The sequence below is a fragment of the Hyphomonas sp. CACIAM 19H1 genome, from assembly GCF_003325995.1.
Lineage (GTDB): Bacteria > Pseudomonadota > Alphaproteobacteria > Caulobacterales > Hyphomonadaceae > Hyphomonas > Hyphomonas polymorpha.
In genome coordinates this window covers 67,927-88,558 of sequence record NZ_CP016437.1, presented here as the reverse complement: position 1 = coordinate 88,558, position 20,632 = coordinate 67,927, and the positions used below count along the sequence as shown (strand labels likewise).

General features: G+C 58.9%; 15 protein-coding genes and 1 pseudogene. 8 read left to right on the top strand and 8 right to left on the bottom strand.

What is annotated here, in order from left to right:
• Positions 1-18 precede the first annotated feature (18 nt).
• The 4 genes from BBF93_RS00390 to dusA form a co-directional block, all read right to left on the bottom strand.
• A complete protein-coding gene (locus BBF93_RS00390; protein WP_114104671.1) occupies positions 19-1,755 on the bottom strand; it encodes a beta-lactamase induction signal transducer in 1,737 nt (578 codons plus the stop codon).
• Positions 1,752-3,242 (bottom strand): ATP-binding protein, encoded by a 1,491-nt coding sequence (locus tag BBF93_RS00385; protein ID WP_114104670.1) that lies wholly within the window; start codon positions 3,240-3,242, stop codon positions 1,752-1,754. The genes BBF93_RS00390 and BBF93_RS00385 overlap by 4 nt, the downstream gene beginning before the upstream one ends.
• A 60-nt stretch (positions 3,243-3,302) precedes the next feature.
• Complete coding sequence (locus tag BBF93_RS00380) at positions 3,303-3,563, bottom strand: hypothetical protein (RefSeq protein ID WP_114104669.1); 261 nt, start codon at positions 3,561-3,563, stop codon at positions 3,303-3,305.
• Between the two features lie 65 nt (positions 3,564-3,628).
• Positions 3,629-4,615: a tRNA dihydrouridine(20/20a) synthase DusA gene (gene dusA, locus BBF93_RS00375; RefSeq protein ID WP_114104668.1), complete on the bottom strand. Its 987-nt coding sequence runs from the start codon at positions 4,613-4,615 to the stop codon at positions 3,629-3,631.
• A gap of 110 nt (positions 4,616-4,725) precedes the next feature.
• Here dusA and BBF93_RS00370 point away from each other — a divergent pair, with 110 nt between their 5' ends.
• The 5 genes from BBF93_RS00370 to BBF93_RS00350 all read left to right on the top strand — a co-directional run bounded on the left by BBF93_RS00370 (position 4,726) and on the right by BBF93_RS00350 (position 9,610).
• Entirely contained in the window at positions 4,726-5,787 is a 1,062-nt protein-coding gene (locus BBF93_RS00370) for a site-specific integrase (RefSeq protein WP_114104667.1), read from the top strand.
• 191 nt (positions 5,788-5,978) lie between these two features.
• Positions 5,979-7,097, top strand: coding sequence for a Fic family protein (locus BBF93_RS00365; RefSeq protein ID WP_114104666.1), 1,119 nt, complete (start codon positions 5,979-5,981; stop codon positions 7,095-7,097).
• Between the two features lie 190 nt (positions 7,098-7,287).
• Positions 7,288-7,653, top strand: coding sequence for a transposase (locus tag BBF93_RS19420; RefSeq protein ID WP_162786351.1), 366 nt, complete (start codon positions 7,288-7,290; stop codon positions 7,651-7,653).
• Positions 7,650-7,997 (top strand): IS66 family insertion sequence element accessory protein TnpB, encoded by a 348-nt coding sequence (gene tnpB / locus BBF93_RS00355; RefSeq protein WP_114104665.1) that lies wholly within the window; start codon positions 7,650-7,652, stop codon positions 7,995-7,997. The genes BBF93_RS19420 and tnpB overlap by 4 nt, the downstream gene beginning before the upstream one ends.
• A 50-nt stretch (positions 7,998-8,047) precedes the next feature.
• The gene (locus tag BBF93_RS00350; RefSeq protein WP_114104664.1) at positions 8,048-9,610 is read left to right on the top strand and encodes an IS66 family transposase; all 1,563 of its coding nucleotides are present in this window, start codon (positions 8,048-8,050) and stop codon (positions 9,608-9,610) included.
• A gap of 55 nt (positions 9,611-9,665) precedes the next feature.
• On the opposite strand, the gene BBF93_RS00345 is transcribed toward BBF93_RS00350, so the two are convergent.
• Positions 9,666-10,778: an IS110 family transposase gene (locus BBF93_RS00345; protein WP_162786350.1), complete on the bottom strand. Its 1,113-nt coding sequence runs from the start codon at positions 10,776-10,778 to the stop codon at positions 9,666-9,668.
• Between the two features lie 69 nt (positions 10,779-10,847).
• Here BBF93_RS00345 and BBF93_RS00340 point away from each other — a divergent pair.
• Together BBF93_RS00340 and BBF93_RS00335 are read left to right on the top strand one after the other, a co-directional pair.
• Positions 10,848-11,066: pseudogene (locus BBF93_RS00340) on the top strand (transposase domain-containing protein); the annotation flags it as partial.
• Positions 11,063-11,632 (top strand): plasmid pRiA4b ORF-3 family protein, encoded by a 570-nt coding sequence (locus BBF93_RS00335; protein WP_114104663.1) that lies wholly within the window; start codon positions 11,063-11,065, stop codon positions 11,630-11,632. The pseudogene BBF93_RS00340 and the gene BBF93_RS00335, both read left to right, overlap by 4 nt.
• A gap of 198 nt (positions 11,633-11,830) precedes the next feature.
• Here BBF93_RS00335 and BBF93_RS19415 read toward each other — a convergent pair whose 3' ends face one another.
• From BBF93_RS19415 to BBF93_RS00315, 3 genes are read right to left on the bottom strand one after another with little or no spacing between them, the layout of a single operon-like run.
• On the bottom strand, positions 11,831-12,430 hold the full coding sequence (locus tag BBF93_RS19415; protein ID WP_162786349.1) for a hypothetical protein: 600 nt from the start codon (positions 12,428-12,430) through the stop codon (positions 11,831-11,833).
• A gap of 51 nt (positions 12,431-12,481) precedes the next feature.
• Positions 12,482-14,797, bottom strand: coding sequence for a hypothetical protein (locus BBF93_RS00320; RefSeq protein ID WP_114104660.1), 2,316 nt, complete (start codon positions 14,795-14,797; stop codon positions 12,482-12,484).
• Complete coding sequence (locus BBF93_RS00315; protein WP_162786348.1) at positions 14,787-15,923, bottom strand: hypothetical protein; 1,137 nt, start codon at positions 15,921-15,923, stop codon at positions 14,787-14,789. The genes BBF93_RS00320 and BBF93_RS00315 overlap by 11 nt, the downstream gene beginning before the upstream one ends.
• 299 nt (positions 15,924-16,222) lie before the next feature.
• On the opposite strand from BBF93_RS00315, the gene BBF93_RS00310 reads away from it, so the two are divergent.
• Positions 16,223-19,978 (top strand): hypothetical protein, encoded by a 3,756-nt coding sequence (locus BBF93_RS00310; RefSeq protein WP_114104658.1) that lies wholly within the window; start codon positions 16,223-16,225, stop codon positions 19,976-19,978.
• The last annotated feature ends 654 nt before the right edge of the window (positions 19,979-20,632 follow it).

Below are 20,632 nucleotides of genomic sequence, written 5' to 3'. Positions count from 1 at the left end.
CCCGGAAAATCAAGACCTTCAGGCTCCGGCTGCGTCCTGCGTGGCCGGAGTTTTCTGTCTGGCGATGCGCAGCCATTCCAGCAGGGAAAGGACAACCGCCACTCCGCCAAGCCAGAAGGTTACGATGAACACGGTATAATATCCGTGAACCTCGATCATCTCACCCAGCCAGGGCCGCCCCAGCGTGCCGATCAGCATGGTGAGCGAGCCGAGCAGCGCATATTGCACAGCGGCAAAGCGCGGGTTCACGACCGAGGTGAGATAGGCCACGACGGCAACACTGGCAAAACCACCCGCGATGTTTTCGCCGCCGATGGCCAGCATCAGCCGCGCCATGCGGGCGCCAGCCTCAGCGCCCTGCCCTTCCGGAGAAATCGAGGCTGCCCAGCCGGCGAACATCCGGATCGGATCGGCAAGCCGCGTCCATTCCAGGAAGGCGTCAATCGCCATGCCTCCGCGCGCAAGGTCTGCGAAGAGGAGATTGGTGGCGGCCGCCAAGATGGCGCCGATCACCAGAACCGGCATCCGGCCGATCAGGCTGATCACCACCACACCAATCGCGGCGCCTGCCATGGTCATCAGCACTCCGAAGAATTTTGACGCCACGGCCACATCCGCCATCGTGTGGCCAATCGCGCCATACTCGTCGCCGAGATAGAAGGGATAGGCAAACGCGCCCCAGACGGCATCAGCGAACCGGTAGGTCAGCGCCAGAAGCAGCACCAGCAGCGCGCCCCAGCCGAGACGCCCGATCATTTCCATCAGCGGATCAAAGATCGCGCGGAAGAGAGAATTCAGCACGCGCGCGGCCTGTCCATCCTCTGGCCGGTTCGGCAAGGTGGCGCCCGGCGTGCGGCCATATTTCCAGAGCAGCACGGCGGCCAGCGCGGCCGGCAGCATCACCGTCAGCAGCACGATCACCGGCCCCTGCTCGCGCACAAAGGCGCTGCCACTGGGCGGAGGCACCTGCGTTAGCGAGGCGAAGACATGCCAGGCAATCATGGCAATCGCGACGGCCCAGCCGATGGCCACCGCCAGCGTGAAACCGCGCAGGGCTTGCAGCGGAATGATGGACTGATAGCTCTCGCGCGCCTCTGCAGGTTTGCTGGACATTTCCGGTTCGGGCGCGATGAACGTGCCTGAAATGGCCAGAACCATCATCAGCGCGATCAATCCGTACACCATCTGCCAGCCGATGAATTCGGCCAGCAGCAGCGCCATGAACCCCGTGACAAACGTGGACGCCCGATAGCCGAACTGGTAGAGCGCGGCCATCAGATCCTTGTCTTCCTCGCTGCGTGCCACTTCGATGCGCCAGGCATCGAGCACCGTATCGTGCGTGGCCGACAGCAGCGCCACGCCGAGGGCGACAATGGCGATCAGCCCGATCTGGCTGGCCGGATTGGAAAAGGGAAGGATCAGCAGCAGAACCGCAATCGGCACCTGCAGCGAAATCAGCCAGGTGCGCCGGGGCCCCAGGAAAGGCTTGGGATGGCGCGCTACCTGAAAGGCCGGCGACCAGAGATATTTGAACGCGTAGCCGAGCGTGATAAGGGAAAGCGTGCCAATGGTCGAGGGGGTGACACCTTCCACCGTGAGCCAGGCATTCAGCGTACCGAGTACCGCCCCGAAGGGCAGGCCTGCGGCCAGCGACAGGAGCAGCATCGCCGCCATGCGCCGGTCGTTCAGCGCCCGCAGCGCGCGGATGAAGCGCGGCGTCTTGTCGGCCTCTGCGGCCTGCACCGCCTCTGTCATGCCGCCCCCGCAACGGCGCTGGAGCGGCCTGTCCAGCGCAGTGCCAGCTGGCGCAGCGCCTCGGCGTCGAGCGGCTTGGCGGCCACACCATCGGCGCCCGCATCCCGCGCCCGGCGCTCGATGTCGGGATTGATTTCAGCGGAGACGGCGATGATCGGCGCGGGAAATCCTTCGGCCCGCAGGCGGCGCATCGCCTCGAACCCATCCATTACCGGCATCCGTAGATCCATCAGCACCAAATCCGGCTCCATCCTTGCGGCAGCTTCCAGCGCTTCGCTGCCTGTTGCCGCAACTGTTACGGTAAATCCGGCCGATTCCAAGGCACGGCGCGCAATCAGCGCGTTTACAGGATTGTCATCTGCGATCAGCACGCGGCCGGCCCCGGCGACCGCTTCCTGCTCCTCAACCGCATCGGCGCCGGAGCGCGCCAGCAGGATGCGTTCGGCCACAGATCCCATGCGCAGCGGCCGGACGAGCCAGCCTACGCAGCCCAGGGCACGGAAACGGGCTATGGCCCCGCGATCCTCCGGGCGCAGAACAACCAGAGAAGCGGTGCGCCGCGCGAGGGCTGCAACCACGCCCTCGGGCAGGTCAGCCCCAACGAGCAGGACATCAATCCCCTCCGGTATCTGCGCCGCGCCCGTATCGACCAGGAAGACATCCGCGCCCATTGCAGACAGGCTGGCGCAGAGCGCCAGGCTGGTCGCCGGCGGCAGCCCGGCCAGACCGATCCTGCCGCCGATCATCGGCAGGGGCTCTGCCGGCGCCGCCCCGGAGCGCTGCAATGGTAGGAAGACGCTGAACCGCGCGCCCTCCCCCAGGGCGGAGGCGACTTCAACGCGCCCGCCCAGCAGATCTGTCAGCCGTTTGACGATGGCCAGTCCCAGCCCAACGCCGCCATCGCGGTAAGCATCCCCCGCGGCGGTCTGGCGGAACGCTTCGAACAGGCGCGCCTGATCGGCGGGCGAAATGCCCGGTCCGGTGTCGCGGATATGAAAGGCGAGCCCTTCCGGCACGATCTCGGCATCCACTAGCACCGCGCCGCGCGTGGTGAATTTCAGCGCATTACCGACGAGATTGAACAGGATCTGCCGGATGCGGCCGGCATCGCCCAGAAATCCCGGCATCGGTGAGGGCAGAGACCGCACAGCCAGATCCAGCCCCGCTGCATGGGCGCGGGGGCTGAGCAGTTCGATCACCTCCCCGCAAAGCCGCGCGGGGCAGAACGCCTCCGCCTCGATCTCGACGGCCGAAGCGTCCAGGCGCGCATAATCGAGCACATTGTTCAGGAGGTCGAGCAGCCGCGCGCCGGAAAGCCGGATTGTCTCGGCATATTCGCGTTGTGCTGGGGAAAGCTCTGTTTCCAGCAGCAGGGAAACCGTGCCCAGGATACCATTGAGCGGCGTGCGGATTTCATGGCTCGCGGTCGCGAGGAAGGTCTGTTCGGGCGTCTCGGCGCCGCCGGGGCGGTTGGAATCCTGGGTCATGGGCCGGTAACCTAGCCGAAAGCCTTAAGCAGAGGCTTAACCGGCGCCGCTCTTCGCAATCTACCGGGCGGGCGCGGCGGCGCCCGGCTGGGAGGTTTCTGCGCCAGGGCGCCGCCGGTAGCTGAGCGTTTTGGCGAGGTGTACGCGGCGTATGCCATCTGCCCCATCCAGATCGGCAAGGGTGCGCGCGACTTTCAGAACGCGGGTATAGCCGCGCGCCGTCAGCCGCTCTTTCGCCGCATCCGAGAGAAGCAGGGCGCCCGCCGCGTCCCGGAGGCTCTCGATGCCCTCGAATGCAAAGATTGCAACCGAGCAGACCATCCCGCGCCCCTTCTCCCAACTTAGCAGAAGGTTAACAGGGGCCCGCGAACAGAGAAGGAGCGAATTTAGCCTGCCAGCGCAGCGCCCTCAACCGCGCCGAGCGCTGCGCGCAGGACATCGAGCCCCGCCCCCTTCTTCACACCCTGCTCGGACAGAATGCGCCGCCACTGACGCGCGCCCGGCTGGCCGGTAAACAGGCCGAGCATGTGCCGGGTCATAGCATGCAGGCTGACGCCCTCGGCAAGGCGCGCGGCGATATAGGGCTCATAGGCGCGCACAGCGTCGCCCGGCGCGATGACCTCGCCTTCACCGAAGAGGGCCGCATCCACCTCTCCCAAAAGCCCCGGCGTCTGATAGGCAGCCCGGCCGAGCATGACACCGTCAAACCCGGCGACATGGTCCCGGCACTGATCAATCGTCGAAATGCCGCCATTGAGGATGATGGCAAGATCTGGCCGGGCTGCTTTCAGCTCCGCCACCAGGCCATAGTCCAGCGGCGGCACTTCCCGGTTCTCCTTCGGGCTCAGCCCTTTCAGCCAGGCTTTGCGCGCGTGTACGGTGAACACGGAGCATCCCGCCGCCGAAACCTTGTCCACAAAGGTAAACAGCGTCTCGCGGGCCGGCAAATCATCAATTGCGATGCGGTTTTTCACCGTCACCGGGATAGATACCGCCCCCCGCATCGCCACCACACACTCGGCCACCAGATCCGGTTCAGCCATGAGGCAAGCGCCAAAAGCGCCCGATTGCACGCGTTCGGACGGACAGCCGCAATTGAGGTTCACCTCGTCATAGCCAAAGCCCTCGGCAATCCGCGCGGCTTCGGCAAGCTTGCCCGGCTCCGATCCGCCCAGCTGCAACACCAGGGGATGTTCCACCGCGCTATAGCCAATCAGACGCTCTCTCTGCCCGTGGATCACGGCGTCCGCCGTCACCATCTCCGTCCACAAGATCGCGCGTTTTGTCAGCGTGCGATGGAACGCCCGGCAATGCCGGTCGGTCCAATCCATCATCGGAGCGACAGAAAATCTATAGTCTTGTTTTTTCGACATTTTTTATATACAATCAAGGGACTAAAGAGAGAACGTGTGCAGTTTGTGTGCACCAATTTGCACACGTTTGTACCTGATTTGACCCCTCTGTGCACACGGAGCGCACACAAATGTCGACGATTTACAGGATGCCGAAGGGGCAATGGCGGGCACAGGTGCGACGTAAGGGTCGCTATGTCTCTCAATGCTTCGTCCGGAGGAAGGACGCCGAAGAGTGGGCGCTCAAAATGGAACGACGGGTCGACCGGGGCGAAAGTGTCTCGAAGAACATCCCGGATGACCTCTCGACCTTCTCCCATCTCATAGACCTTCATATCTCCGACATGCTGGAGGTCGGCAAGGCGCTGCGTAGGTCGAAGACCTATTCTCTCGAAAAGCTCAAGGCCAGGCTCGGCCATGTCCGGCTTGAAGTACTCGACCGTGAACGGATCATCCAGTTCGCGCGGGAACGCCGGGCCGACGGCGCTGGCCCACCCACCATCTCAGCCGACATTTCCTACATCAAAACCATTCTCGTGCATGCCTCGGCCGTTCACGGCCTCCCGGTCAGCCCAGAGCAGGTCGACCTTGCGCGGGTCGCCCTGAAACGCCTCGGCCTGGTCGGCAAGGCGCAGGAGCGTGACCGCCGCCCGACACAGGAGGAGCTGGACCAACTCCTCGCCTACTTCGAAGGCAACTCCCGACAGAAGTCGCCGATGGCACGTCTTGTCACCTTTGCGGTGGCAACCGCCATGCGTCAGTCCGAGATCTGCTCGATCGAATGGCCTGATGTCGATGAACGCCGCCGGACGGTCACTGTCCGTGACCGGAAGGACCCCCGGCACAAGGACGGCAATGACCAGCGCGTCCCGCTCGTAGATCTCACGGGCTATGATGCCTGGGACATCCTGATGGCGCAACGCCGGAGCACGACGAATACGGGGCGCATATTCCCCTACAACCCCCGCTCCATCGGAACCGCGTTCCGGAGGGCCTGCGTGGAACTCGGGATTGAGGACCTCCACTTCCATGACCTGCGCCACGAGGGCACGAGCCGCCTCTTCGAAGCCGGCCTGCAGATCGAACAGGTTGCGCTCGTCACGGGCCATAAGGACTGGAAAATGCTGAAGCGCTACACCCACCTCTCCCCCGACACGATCGTCCGCATGGCACGGGACCGGAAGTTGGGGTGAGGCTTTGTCTATAAATATGAAGACATCCTGGGCCACATTGTCCTCATATTTATAGACAAGGGTGTCCTTTGAGGGGGCTCATTCAGGCCTTTGAACAGAATAACCCCCTTATTCTCATCATATAATGATAAGAATATACTGGCTATTCTCATCAGATTGCGCTACAATCTACTCAGGAAGTGAGCAGATTAATGTACATCCACGCAAGCGACGACTGGCCGGAGTTCCGATGGAATGAGGGGCTTATAACCAAGCAGCTAGCAAGCCTCCGGCTACGTCAGGGCAAGCTGATCGGGCGTATGGAAGCGCTCGGCCTCACCCTGCGCAGCGAAGCGGTCCTGCGCACGCTCACCGAAGATGTCCTGAAAACAAGCGAAATCGAAGGCGAGAAGCTCGACCCTGACCAGGTTCGCTCCTCCCTTGCCCGCCGACTTGGTATCGAGATCGGCGCGCTCACGCCGGCCGACCGGGATGTCGAAGGCGTGGTCGAGATGATGCTCGATGCGACCCAGAATTATACCAAACCACTCGATGAAGAGCGGCTGCTGGGATGGCACGCCGCCCTCTTCCCGACAGGCCGCAGCGGTATGAGGCGGATCATCGTTGCGAACTGGCGTGATGATTCCGATGGCGCCATGCAGGTTGTCTCAGGGCCGATCGGCAGGGAACGGGTGCATTTCGAAGCGCCGGAGGCAGGCCGCCTGCCCCAGGAAATGAAAGCGTTCCTGAAGTGGTACAATGCGGACACGGAAATTGACGGTGTGCTCAAGGCCGCGCTTGCGCATCTCTGGTTCGTGACAATCCACCCGTTCGCTGACGGGAATGGAAGGATTGCGCGCGCAATTGCGGATATGAGCCTCGCCCGCTCGGAAGAAAGTGCAAACCGCTTCTATTCCATGTCGGCGCAGATCCGGAATGAGCGCAACGCCTATTACGACATCCTCGAACATACGCAGAAAGGTGATCTAGACATCACCGACTGGCTCGTCTGGTTCCTCGACTGCCTCGACCATGCATTCGTTGGTGCAGAGACAATCCTCGCCTCAGTCCTGCGCAGGGCGGAGTTCTGGAAGAGGCACGCCGACGCTGATCTCAATGCGCGCCAGAAGCTGATGCTCAACAAGCTCCTCAACCGATTTGAAGGCAAGCTGACCTCATCGAAATGGGCGAAGATCACAAAGTCTTCCCAGCCCACCGCTGGCCGTGACATTGATCACCTTCTCATGCTCGGCATTCTCCGCAAGGACGCTGGTGGCGGGCGAAGCACGTCCTACTCGCTGGCCGAGGAACATGGCCCCTGCTCCAACTGATCTAAGGCAGCCGGATATTCCCGCGCAGAAGTATCCCGGTTAGCAATGCCGCAAGGTACCGTCTTGACGAATGAACGTAAGCGTCCGGCCTGACTGACCTTGCGGCCGTTTCTCATCCATTGATGCTGGTGTGCTCGATAGAGGGCGATGGTGTCCACTATCGATAGTGGACACCAGGACAGGTCGATCGATGCCGGGCAAGCGGATACGTCGTTTTTGGGCCGACGCGGAGAAGATCCAGATCATTGCGCAGACCCGGGTGCCAGGCGTGTCAGTTGCGCAGGTCGCCCGGCGCTACGACGTGAACGCCAACATGGTGTTCAAGTGGCTGCGCGATCCTCGCTTTTCCTCTGCACCGGACCTTGGTGTCGATTTCCTGCCCGTTACGATCACGGCGGACCTGGATCCGCCGCCGTTAAGGGTCTCACGCCCGGCAGTTCCTGCGCCGGCAGAACTCCGCGCCGAGATCACGACACCGGGCGGCTGCAAGGTGCGCATAGAAGGCGGCCTCGATATCAGGGGTATCTGCGAGCTTGTCCGCGGGCTTGAGCGATGATCCCGGTTCCGGCCTCGACCAAGGTCTGGCTGTCGGCCGGCGTGACGGACATGCGCAAGGGCTGGGGCAGCCTCGCTGTCCTGGCCGAGAAGGTGCTCGCGGAAGATCCCTTCTCCGGACATCTGTTCGTGTTCCGTGGCCGGCGCGGTGACCTCGTGAAGGTGATCTGGTGGGACATGCAGGGCGCCTGCTTGTTCTCGAAGCGCCTCGAACGCGGCCGGTTTGTCTGGCCCGCCGCAAAGAACGGCAAGGTGCATCTCAGCCAGGCCCAGCTCTCGATGCTGCTTGAGGGCATCGACTGGCGGATCACGAGAGCGACCTGGAGGCCCCTGACGACGGGGTAGCGCGATTTTCCGGATTCACCGGCAGCGCAAAGCGGGGTAGATTCCTTTCCATGTCGGATGTGGCTGATCTTCCCGATGACATCGAGGCGCTGAAGGCGATGATCGCCGCGCAAGGCGCCGTCATTGCCCGCCAGGATGCACAGCTTCGCCATCACCAGCTGCTGATTGAGAAGCTGAAGGCACGCCTCGACAAGCAACTTCGTGACCGGTTCGGATCTTCAGCGGAAGGCCTCGAACAACTCCAGCTGATGCTGGAGGACCTCGAGATCACCCACAGCGCCAGTCTCCTGGCCTCCGAGCCTGAGCCTGCACCCAAGGACAAGCCGGTTCGCCGGCCGCTCCCGGGTCACCTGCCAAGGACTGAGCAGATCCTTGAACTTGGGGACGTCTGTGGTGATTGCGGCGGCAAGCTGAAGCGTGTCGGCGAGGACGTGACCGAAGAGCTGGAGTACGTTCCCGGCCGGTTCGTCGTGAACCGCTTTATCCGTCCACGTATGGCCTGCAGCTGCTGCGAACGGTTCCACCAGGCACCGCTCCCCTCGCGCCCGATCGAACGCGGACGCCCCGGTCCCGGCCTCCTCGCGCATGTGCTCGTCTCCAAGTATGCCGACCACCTGCCGCTCTACCGCCAGAGCGAGATCTATGCCCGCGAGGGGATCGATCTGGAACGCTCCACGATGGCCGATTGGGTCGGCAAGGCCGCTACCCTGCTGGAGCCTCTTGCTGATGCGATCGGCGCGCACGTCCGCGCCGGCACTGCGCTCCATGCTGACGACACACCCGTCGATGTCCTCTCGCCGGGTCACGGCAAGACAAAGACAGGCCGCGTCTGGGTCTATGCCCGCGACGAGCGACCCTGGGGATCGGATGCGCCGCCAGCGGCGTTCTACAGGTTCAGCATGGACAGGAAGGGCATCCGCCCGGCCGAGCAACTCAAGGGCTATACCGGGTTCATGCATGCTGATGGCTATGCCGGGTTCGAAGAACTCTACCGGTCTGGCACGATCTCGGAAGTCGCCTGCCTCGCCCATATCCGGCGCAAGTTCTTCGAAGAGGCCCAGTCGAAGGGCACGCCGATCGCTGCCGAAGCGCTCACCCGTATCGCCGCGCTCTATGCGGTCGAGGCAGAGATCCGAGGCCAGCCACCCGACCAGCGCGCTGCAGCCCGCCAGGCAAAGGCGAGGCCAGTGTTCGACGACCTCATCCGCTGGCTGCAATCAGAGCTGCCGAAGATCTCCGGCAAGTCGGATCTGGCCAAGGCCATCCGCTACGCCCTGACGCGCCTGCCGCGGCTCGAAGTCTATCTCTCGAACGGGCATCTCGAGATCGACAACAATGCAGCCGAGCGCGGTATGCGCGGCCTCGCCATAGGCCGTAAGAACTCTTATGACCGTTGTCAAACTAGCGCACAAAAAACTATAATTGCGCGGCCACGGCGCTGGCTACTTTTCATCCGTCTGCAGAAGACAGGGCGCGACGCGATTTCGGTGGTCGCTCAAACTCTTATCCGGGGATCGATACCCCATTATGCAAGATACGTCCGGAAGCTATCTCGATCTGGAGGCTGGCATGGGACGAGCCCGCCACAATTCTTGCTCGAGGGTTCTTCCTGACCAGATGCATCGCGCCCTGACCGCTACAGAAGAATGATTCAATGAAAGTATGCGCTTATCCTTTAACCGGCACTCGCCGGGCGATGTCCCATATGAAGCCGACGAGTTCACGCGCAACTGCAGTTATCGCGACGTTGCTCTTCTTCCCCCTTGCGATCAGTCGCTTGTAGCGCCCGTTCAGCCGGAGCTGTGCTTTCCACGCAATGTCCTTGTAGATCTGGTCGACTTTTGGCCGGTGCACAATCTGCCACTGTCCAACCTTCGGCGGCGTCCGATAGCTCCATGCGGCCTCGAACAGCAATGCACGTACAAGTGCATTTCCAGACTTCGTAATGCCCCGTCCGCGGATCGAGCCGCCACTCGAATGCTCTCCTGGTACAATGCCAAGATATGCCATCAACTGGCGCGGGGAGGCGAACCGTCCAAAATCGCCGATCTCTGCGATGACGGTGCTCGCAACTATAAGGCCGACGCCCTTCAACGCCTGCAGTGCGTTGACGACTGGCGCCAGCGCCCAGCTTTCGCTCAGCTCTTTTATCTGTGCGTCGAGCTGCTCCTTGCGCGACTCTGCCTGCTCCAGCCGATTCAAAAAACTCGAAAATGCCACTTGTTGGCCCGCATGCTCAAAGCTGCGATCTGCAAGCCAAATCCGATGCCGATAACTCCACGACTTGGCCTCATACCGGAGGCCATTCTTCAGAAGAAACATCTGGATATGTCCGCGGGCTTCGCGAACGTCGCAGGCTGCCACATGCCGAGCGCGAACCAGGTCGCGCATCGCTTCGTGTACGGGATCGGGCACCCAGACGAAGTTGAGCTCACCAGACCGGAGAAGTCTGGCCAGCATCTCTGAGTCCTTCGTATCATTCTTGATCCGCTCGCCTGGCACTCGCGGAATCCGGCTTGGCGCTACTATTCTGCACGTACACCCCAGCTCGGTGATTTGTCGGTAAAGAACGTAACCACACGGGCCCGCCTCATAGACAAACTCAGGACGGGAATGCCGCGCTTTGATTTGTCTCACCAACTTGGCAATAGAATCAGGTCGATTTGGGATTTGCCCAAGCCGGCGAACTTCGCCGGATCTCGCCGGATCCGCAATCGCGATTGATATGGAATCTTTGTGAACATCCAAGCCCACGAACGCATCGAAATCCATGATGACCATCTCCTTGTTTTTGAAAGCCCCCTTTTGCGAGAGTGCAGCGGAGAACTGCGTTCGCAATGGCTCTCAAACGGTCATCTCATCTGGATGTTTGCAGGCTCCGAGGGCGGAGGACATAACGCGGCCATCGCCTACACGCTGATCGAGACTGCAAAGCTGAACGCTGTGGATCCGCAGGCCTGGCTTACGAACGTCCTGTCACGGATCGCCGATCATCCGATCAACCGCGTCGCAGACCTCGCACCCTGGAACTTCCCCGATCGCAGCGTCCGGGATAATCTCGTGGCATGATTGACGCCGCGCGCCTCCGGATCACACTTCACGACATTGATCCGGCGCCATGGCGCGAGATCGAAGTTCCGCTATCGATGTCGTTGAAGAACCTTCACGACGCGATCCAGGCCGCCTTCCTCTGGAAGGACTATCACCTCTGGGAGTTCGAGATCGGTGATAAGCGCTACGGCATGCCGTTCGACGACGATCCGGAAATGAAGGTCCACAAGGCCAGCATCGCAAAGCTCACACGGCTTAAAAGCATGAAGGGTGAGAGCTTCCTCTATACCTATGACTTCGGTGACAACTGGGAACACCGCATCGATGTCCTGGATGTCTTCGAAGCCGAAGCCGGCGCGCGTCTGCCACGGTTCATCGAGGGGGAGTATAGGACGCCGCCTGAAGATGTCGGTGGTCCTCATGGATTCGAGATGTTCCTCGAGGCCATCTCTGACCCTTCGCATGAAGAACACGATCAAATGCTCGAATGGTATGGCCGGAAGTTCGATCCCCAGAATATCGACCGGCAAACCGTTCGCCTGTGGTTCGGAAGTCTCGCAAAGGCCAGGCCGGCGAAAAAGTGATCAAGGGCGGTCAGGCCGGACGCTTACGAATGAACTCGCTGCGGATGGCCACAACATTCTCTATCTCTGGGTTGGCCTCTACGATAACGCCCCCAAGGCTGTGATAAGCCAACTGGCCATTGGCTTTCTCAAACAAGGCAATCAATGGGCCCCCACTGATTCCGCCGAGATCCTTGTGAGGGGGGAGCTGCGGCAAGCCTAGAACGTCAATGTGATGCTCTCTGTCCGGCGACCAGGTAATCTGCTTTTCAGAAACGCGACGAGCGACGCCGACCGCGCCAACATGCCCCACTCAACTACTGACGGGCTAACTTCGCGTCGCTCCTGCCCAACATATCCTCCCAACAGGATACCGCGCCCCTCCTGAGGAACATCATGAGGGCGAGGCAAGGACAGAGGCACGATTTTTTTGCCCAGCTCACTCAGAACCTGCTCAGGAATATCCAATGTGATAAGATCGAGCCGCTCCGAACGGGCGATAACCTTGGGTTCATAACGAGCCTGGAAAATCTGTGCCACCAGACCCTCAGAGCCAATCAAAGCCTCATAGTCCTGAATGACATGGTTGGCGGTAACCCCGAATGATCGCAAAGGTGTACGAACGAACGTGATCGTACCATTGGCAATGATACCTCCCCTGCCACCCGCAACAGAACGATACCAATAGATTGGCGCACACGACTGCTGGATAATTGTCAGGTAGTGAGCCCCCAAACCACCGCGCAGCAGCGCTTCGGCGCGTTCACGCGAGATGGGATGACCTTCGGGGTAAGACCAATTCTCGCTGAAACCTGCCATTGTTGGCTCCGATGTAATGAGGGCATCTTATGCCTGCACGCTCTTTGGCACTCAATCGGCGTCTTCCTGGGAGGGCAAGAACTTAAGCTCGAAAATTGGAGTGTCTCGCCAGTCCAGCTTCGGCTTTGCCAGCAGTCTGAGCATCCCTGTTTCTTCATCTTCGGGGACATATTTTACAGCTGCGTACAGATTAGTTTCAGGCAGCTTTTCAAAGACGATCTGCTGCAGCATTTCTGCAGAGAAGAGCCAACTGACGCCTGGTGGAATACTGGCGCCGAACACATCGATGCCGTTCACCGTTGCAATGTAATTGCGCTTTGCGCTTTTTGTCGGAACGGACTCAATCTTTATCCCCTCACTGAGGTTCGACAGTCCATACAATGACTTTCGCAGCACGCTTTCCTCTGTTGGGCTTGGTACCAAGAGGATCGGATTTGGCTGAACTTGGGGGATCAGTGTGGAGACTTTTTCCCAGAACGCAAAATCCCGTATTGTCACGTCAAGATCATGTATCTGCCGTGGCTTCTGGAGAAAATTTCCCCATACTCTACGCCAGAGAAGATCATCAGCTGAGCGAGCCAGGCTCGGAGCGAAATCAGCGAGATCGTAGTCCATCAGCGGTGTTGTGAGCTGACCCTTTTGAACAGTTAAGATTGGAACATCCAAGACCGTACCACCGCCGGAATCCTCGGTGCGTACAACCTGGAAAGCTTCAAAGAAGGGAAAATCAAGCGGCTCATCCAGCAAGCGCCGTTCAAAAAGCGAGCTCAGGTCCAACAGCTTTTGTTGATCTATCGCCCGTTCTCTGAGGCGGCTCCGACGAGCAGCCTCCACGCCTTCAACAACGCTTTTCAAAATATTCGACAGTTCCGGCAAAGACTCCGGGTATTCGGCATTGCGGACATACTTCACCCCCTCGCCTATACCGGCAGCGCCGGTTTCCAGAGATTGCAGTATCCGCTGAAGATGATTTAGCAACCTACGAATAGAGTCATCTGAAGCGGGCCAGAGTGCCTCATTCGCAGAGAGCTGCGCGATGTACGCTCGCAAGCCATCGTCACCGGTCATTGGCGCCGACGCTGCGAGGATGGATATCTCAGAAGACATTAGCCCTCCCCGCCCATGCAATGTGGAAGGCGTGTATATGCGACCCGGCACAACGTGACGTTCCGTCATGTTGTCGAGCTGTTGAATGAAATGATCCAAGTCAGCGGCGTAGGACGTTTCACCCTCCAGAACCGGCGCGACTTCAAAGCGCATCATGTCCAGGAATCGGCTTCTTAGACTGAGAGGTCGGGCCGAGGGAGGTTCATCTCCATGTTCAGCCGGCCTTAGCAGTAAGAGCCTGTTGGCAACGCGCGCACCAATGTCGGTTAACTGCTTTTGCGAGACGGTCCAGAACAGAAATAGCTGGGCGGTCAGTAAAATTACGTCGTTGTGGGCGCTTGTCAGTAGGCTGGAGAATACCGCTTCTGGAGAGACATGCACACTTCTCTGTGGAACGAGGATTGCTACTCGACCTTCGACCTCGCCCCAAGACTGGCGAAACATCGTAGGATACAGAAAGCGATGATACGGAGTGTAGAAGTGCTCTGCATCAAGCTCATGCTTTAACGCCGAGCGCCAACTCAGCAGGGCGTCCAGGTAAGCGGAAGCGCCTGCCTCATCTTCATTCCACACGCACGCAGCAAGACAATAAGCTGTGTTTGTAAGATGCGCCCAGAAAAACGGCCAACTCTCCGCGTAAGCTGTCCACCTCTCCGGCACCTTCTTTTGACGACGCAGCTTGTTCCACTCAAACATCAGCGGAGCATAGCGGACCAGTGCTTCCCACGCCCCAATTAGCGAGGGCAGTGTATTGGCATAAGCACGCGCTTCGGAGGGCGCCAGGTCCAGTTTCGGCTTCGCCTCTTCGCCCAAAGGTACTTGCACAGTGGTGCGTTTGCTCCGCCATCCTTGGAGCCGGTGGACCATCATGGGTCCTAGATCAAGTACAGCAGAAGTGATCTCCGGGGTCCGCGCATAAGTTCTACTGAAGGAAAAAAGATGGTGGGGAACGTGCGCGAGAGTTGAGATGAAGTCATCGTTTTCCGTAATCTGATCAGCGGCAAGCGCGAACAGGCGCCGGTAATGCCGGATCCAAGTGCGGTGTGGCTCGTTCCATAGGCCGCCAGATATTTGCGCGTAGTTGAATTGAGAACCATCCTCTGAACGCGCGCTATTTAACGCCAGTAGAAATTGATGAAACCGCTCCATCTCCTCAAGGGAACGCTTAAAGGATACCATCTTTCCGCGCTCAATTGCGGTGGCGACTTTTTCGGCAAGCTCCTCGAAAATATCGTCCGGCTCGGGAAAATCAGACTTCATCTCGAACCCTCCTGAAGCAAAATGCGTAGCGCAAAAGAAGCTTCTCCAGCCGGGTCAACTCTGCGCCATGTCGCTGAAAGCAGATTGGCGTTGTTCCCTGTACAGGCAAATTGAGATCAATAGGAAACCAGATAAGTGGCCTGCGACCACCACCCATACCTTCATCTCTGGCCGCGTCTCGCAATGTCCGAAGAGATCGATTTTTCCAACGTAGGAGCACCCATTTCACAATGCCCATATGCACGTCGTGGAGCATGACGGAATGGTGGAATGTCGCTTCCAGAACTGCGTCCTGAGGCTCGTCAAAGCGGGAACCGAAGAACACTGCCGCCTGGTCATCCTGTCCCGCTGCTTCGCTGGCCGATCGCAAAATAGACAGGGAAGCGTTCCTGTAGGCTGACCGCCTCATACGCGCGGATAACTCGCTTGGGTGCGTGATGTTTACAATATAGCGCTCGCGGATCTCCTGCCGTGATTTGTCCTGAACAAATCGCAGTGTCGTGGCGATGAAGAACGCTACAGTCAGAAGATTCAGCGTCAGCCAAACAAGATGGACGCCCAAAAGAAATGGCTTGAACGTGATGAGCGTCGCTGAGGCGCCCAACAGCGATAACACAGTCTGAAAAGGCCAGAGCAGCTGCAGGCAGAGGACTGTGAGAAGCGCGACATTGCTCGCCACTAATTCGAACGCCAGAGCCTCGTGATAGTAGACCTTCACGTCTGTCTCAGCGTTCTCACGCTGAGCTATCAAAGATACAAGAGCGATCGAAATCGATACGACGCTCAACAGCCCCACCTGAGCGCCGATCAGATAGCCAGAAATGTTGAGAAGCAATGCATCCTGATCTGACAATGGCCAGGGGACTGGCGGAAGCCATTGAGCAATCTCCTGCTCGCCGAACTGGACGGCGAAAGTCTCCGCAGCAACCACCAGCAAGCAAAGGCAGACATACAACCCTATGAACCGCGCGAAGGTCGCGATGCTGAAGAACCCTCTCAGCAATCGATGCGCCCACGTATAACGCGCCTTCCGAGCTGCGGGGTTCGCCCGCAAATGCAAACGCACTTCCCGGCTTACCCAGGCATTGAGGCTTCCTGTGGGCCCACCACCCCGCCAGTCGATCAAGTTCGCTGTCTCCCTCCAGAGCTGCCTACCTCGACATTAATGCGCAGATGCTTCTTTTCAAAGCAAACGCGAGGTTGAGCCCTATTGATGGATGGGGCGGCGTTTCGACCAATGGATTTGGAAGTCCAAAGGGTCTGCTTGCAAGTATATTGACCGGTACATTAGCCGATGAGGTGCAACCGTATCTCCATTACGTACGCCGCTCGGGAGCCTCAGTCGCCAAAGTTACCCGGTACTCAGAGTTAGCAACCTCAAGTCGAGTCTATGCAGAGCTAAGCAGCCGCCATAATGTGCATTTCATGAAATGGATTTCGATCGACCAACTCGACAAATGGGCCTCAACACTTCAGGCACGAACTGAAATTCCGGAACTCGTGGCCGATCTGATACGTGCGTCGGCCGACACAATCAGTGACATACGCTTCCCAAGCAGAGGCAAAGGACAAATCAGAGGGTTCGACGGATGGCTTGAAGCGGTTGGCACCCCCCCCTTTGTGCCCGATGGCAAGTCGGTCTGGGAATTCGGCGTCTCGGGAGCGTCCGGTTCCAAACTGACGAAGGACTACAAAAAACGGACAGCAGAGGTGCCGGCATCAAATCGAGCAAACCTGACGCTAGTTCTAGTAACTCCATTCACTTGGGACGACCCGAAAGTAAAAGTTGTCGACTGGGTACAGGCAAAGCAAGCGGAAAAGGCGTGGAAAGACGTGCGCCTTTTGGAAGGCCCGCACCTTATCACTTGGCTTGAGGACTGTCCTTCCGTTGCCGCGCGCTGGGCTCGCAGTATTGGTGCCCAGCCTGCCGAGGTTCGCTCTACCGACGAATACTGGGACGAATACGTTGTGCGATTCAAGACCCCGATTTCTGAAGATGTCATACTTTGCGGTCGTGCGAAGAAGGCCGCAAAATTGATCGAAGGACTTTTGCAGCCAAACGGGTCCGTAGCCTTCGTAGCCGATTCTCCAGAGGAGGTCGTAGCATTTGCTGTTGCCGCGATCCGTAAAGCCGACGCGACGACGCGGGAATATCTTGAAGCACGAACATTGGTGGTCGATTCGGAAGCGGCGGGGCGCGCACTTCGGACGGCCAACCAGGGAGTATTCCTCCCGCGAGGTCAAGGCATGGCGTCAATCGCCCTTCTGGCGGCCAACGGACCTACGTTGAAAGCGGGAAGCTATGACCGTCCCGACCAAGGTGCCGAGGTTCTAGACCGACCCTCGACTCACGACCTCGCTAAAGCATTTGAGGATATGGGCATAGAACGAGACGAGGCAGCGAAAATTGCTCGCGACTGCGGCCGCTCGATCACGGTGTTGGCCCGCACTTATGCAGGCGCAGGTCACGCCGACATTCCGAGTTGGCAAGCTACTGGCGACAAACTTATCGTGCCGCTACTGGCCGTGGGCTGGGACGCGCTACACACCATGGATCGGGACGTTCTGGCATTACTCGGTGGAAGACCCTATGAGGACATCGAGCGTGAGCTACGCCCATTTTTACGTACTGAGGACCCGCCCCTCGAACAAAACGGCTCGGTCTGGCGCCTTCGCGCGCCTGTCGACGCCTTCGTCAACGTTGCTCACCGGCTAGGATCAAGCGATCTCGAGAGATTCCGGTTAGCAGCCATCCAAGTTCTTTCGGAAGTCGAGCCCGATCCTAAACCGGACGATTATATTCGGACCCTCGAGGTTCAGACGACTCGCTATAGCGATTGGTTGCGTGACGGCATCGCCACCACAGTTTTGCAGATTTCTGCACTGTCGAAGGCGGCCGGCCTGACTCTGAATGGGGTATCGCCCCAAGTCTGGGTAAATGAGCTCATCGGGGCGTTAAACCTCGACAAGGATCACCGGTTGCTTGCCAGCCTGCGCAACCAGCTAACCTATCTTATGGAGGCGGCACCCGGCCCTTTGTTGGAAGCCCTCGAGCATCTGCTCGAGGGTGACAAGATCGCGCCTATTTTCGCTGAAGTTGACGGCCCGATCTTTCCCCAGAGCCGTCATACAGGGCTACTCTGGGCTTTGGAAACGCTGGCCTGGGACCCGACTCACCTGATCCGTGTCTGTGATATTTTAGCTCGGCTCGCCCTCATTGATCCAGGCGGCCGCATGACAAATCGACCGATTAACAGCCTGCGCGAGATACTTCTGCCTTGGAGCCCGAATACCTTCGCTAGCGACGAGCTAAGGTTCGCAGCGCTCGAAACCATCGAGCGGCGCAGCACAGATATCGCCTGGCTTGTCTGCGTATCCTTACTGCCCCGCGACCACGATATCTCTTCACCCACAACAAAACCAAGGTTCAAGGAAGCGGGTCAGGACAATGCCGTCGATCCGACCCACGAAAGTCTAGCGGTGTTCTACACTGCTCTTGCGCGGCGGGTATTGTCCTTAGCGAGAGGGCACGCTGTTCGAACGGCAGAGCTAGTACCAATCTTGGAACGGCTCGGCGGTGAGCCATGGGATGAGGCGGTATTTCAGATCAGCGCGTTCATGTCTAACGCGACACCCGAAGCTCGTCGTCCGGTGTGGGACGCGCTCGTTCATCTTCGGGATCGTCATCGCCGGTTTGCTTCTGCCGAATGGGGACTGCCCCCCAATCATCTCGAACAGATCCAAATCCTCGTTGAAGAATTTGCTCCCTCTGATGCGACGGCGCGACTTGGAGACTTGTTCGACGACTGGTTTCCCTCCATTCTTGGGGCGATCGATCCAGACGATACTGCGATACTCGCCGCGCGTCGCCAAGCAGCCCGAGAAATCCTTGATCAATCTGACGCAGAAGAACATCTGATCGATCTTGCTTCTCGGTCTAAACTGCCTTGGTCGGTCGGTCAGGCCGCCGCCTACGAGATTGACGAACTCGACATTCTTGCGAAGCTAATCGCGCTGGCCCTGCGTGAACCTACCGATTCGAGGGTCGAGTTTGCTGGCTCTGTTTCATCAATCGCGCGACTGCGGTTCCCCGACGCTTGGCCGGCGCGATTGAAAGCGCTGATTCTGGAAGAAGCGGTCCCAACAGAGCAAGGTATCAGGCTGATCTTCCCTTGGCCGGAGACTGACGTTACTTGGGATTTCGTTGAAAGCCTCGGATTGGAGTTTGATAGGGCGTTTTGGAAATCCAAGCGCGCATTCCGAGTTCAACCGGGCGACGCCGACCTGATCCGCACTGTTCGCAAGTATGTCGAAGTGGGGCGTCCCGACGCCGCGCTGGATGCGGCGTCGGCTCGGTTGGAAGAACTCACAGCGCCCATCGTACTCCAACTGCTGGACGCATACATCAATGTCATCGTCGATACGAGAAGCGAGGATTTCGACGGCGTTATGGGCCGCTACAAACTCGAGCAAATTTTCAAATTTCTAGACATAAATGGAAAGCTTTCACTAGAAGAAATTGTGCGCCGAGAAATCCGCGTTTTCCCCTTACTTCATCGCGGTCAACGACCGCTTTCGCTTCACGCGCTGATGGCGAAAAGCGGAACATTCTACGGTGAGATTCTCGCCCTAGTTTATCCGCCAGAGGCACTTGGTGAGCTGTCGGACGAAGAAAAGGAGACACGCAAGCGCCGTGCGCAAGTAGGGTTCAAGGTACTCCACGACTTCAAGCAATCACCAGGTAAATCTGGCGAGCCAACACAGCCAAACAAACAGGCAATCCTGACTTGGGTGGCTGAAGTGCGCGCCGCCAATACAAATCCGGAACGCAATGCACTCTACGACATCTATGTAGGCCAAGCCTTAGCGAACATGCCGATTGATCCCGACGGCGGTTGGCCACATCGAGCACTTCGAGACGCCGTTGAAGAACTGGCAGCGGCCGATATTGAGCGAGGCATAGCGACACGGAGATACAATATGCGCGGGGTCTTTATGAAGTCGATTTATGAGGGCGGCGGCCAAGAGCGCGCAATTGCCACCGAATATCGAAAGTGGCGCGACCTTTCGACTGCATGGCCTAGAACAAGCGCGCTTCTTGAGAGCATCGCCGTTCGCTGGGACAGAACCGCAGAAGAGTCAGATACGCGCGCTAGCCAAGACATGATGAAAGATTCATGATCAGCGACGGAGTATCGCCCCTTCCTTGATAGGCCGATTTGACGGTCTACCGCTCGGAACGTGCCCTCCTCGAAGCTCATTTTCCTTGGCGCCAGCTATGACTGCAGTAGCTGCTACGATTCACGCAAGACTAGGCGTCTCGACGCTGTGCAACAGGCGCCGAAAAACTGTTGTGCAGACAAGGCGTTACCCAAGGGGTGGCGCCACCTCTTTTATCTTGCCCTCCCGGGTTCGCTCGTAACCGTCCGATGACTGCACATCGATTCCGGGTCGCAATAGTTCTCCATTTGGCCTTCCCTTCCTGGTGAGGAGCTGAACATGGATTTGAAACGTTTTGAGAACACCGCACANCCAGAGCTATTGGAGCGTACATATTGAAGCCTGGCGTCAGAGCGGTGTGTCGCGCACCCGCTATTGCCGGGATCATGGTCTGAACCGGCATACGTTTGGGAGTTGGGTGATCTATCTGATGGGGCGCGACGAGGCGCGGAAACATGAAGAATATCAGGCCGATCTGCGCCGTGAACAATCCCGCAGGAACCTCGAAAAAGGCCGTTCCAGCAAGCGCCAATGCGTGCGGTTCGGGGCGCGTACGGACACGCGTAGCCNATACTACGTGTAGTCCTTCTGGGCGATGCACCTGGAAGCGCTGAA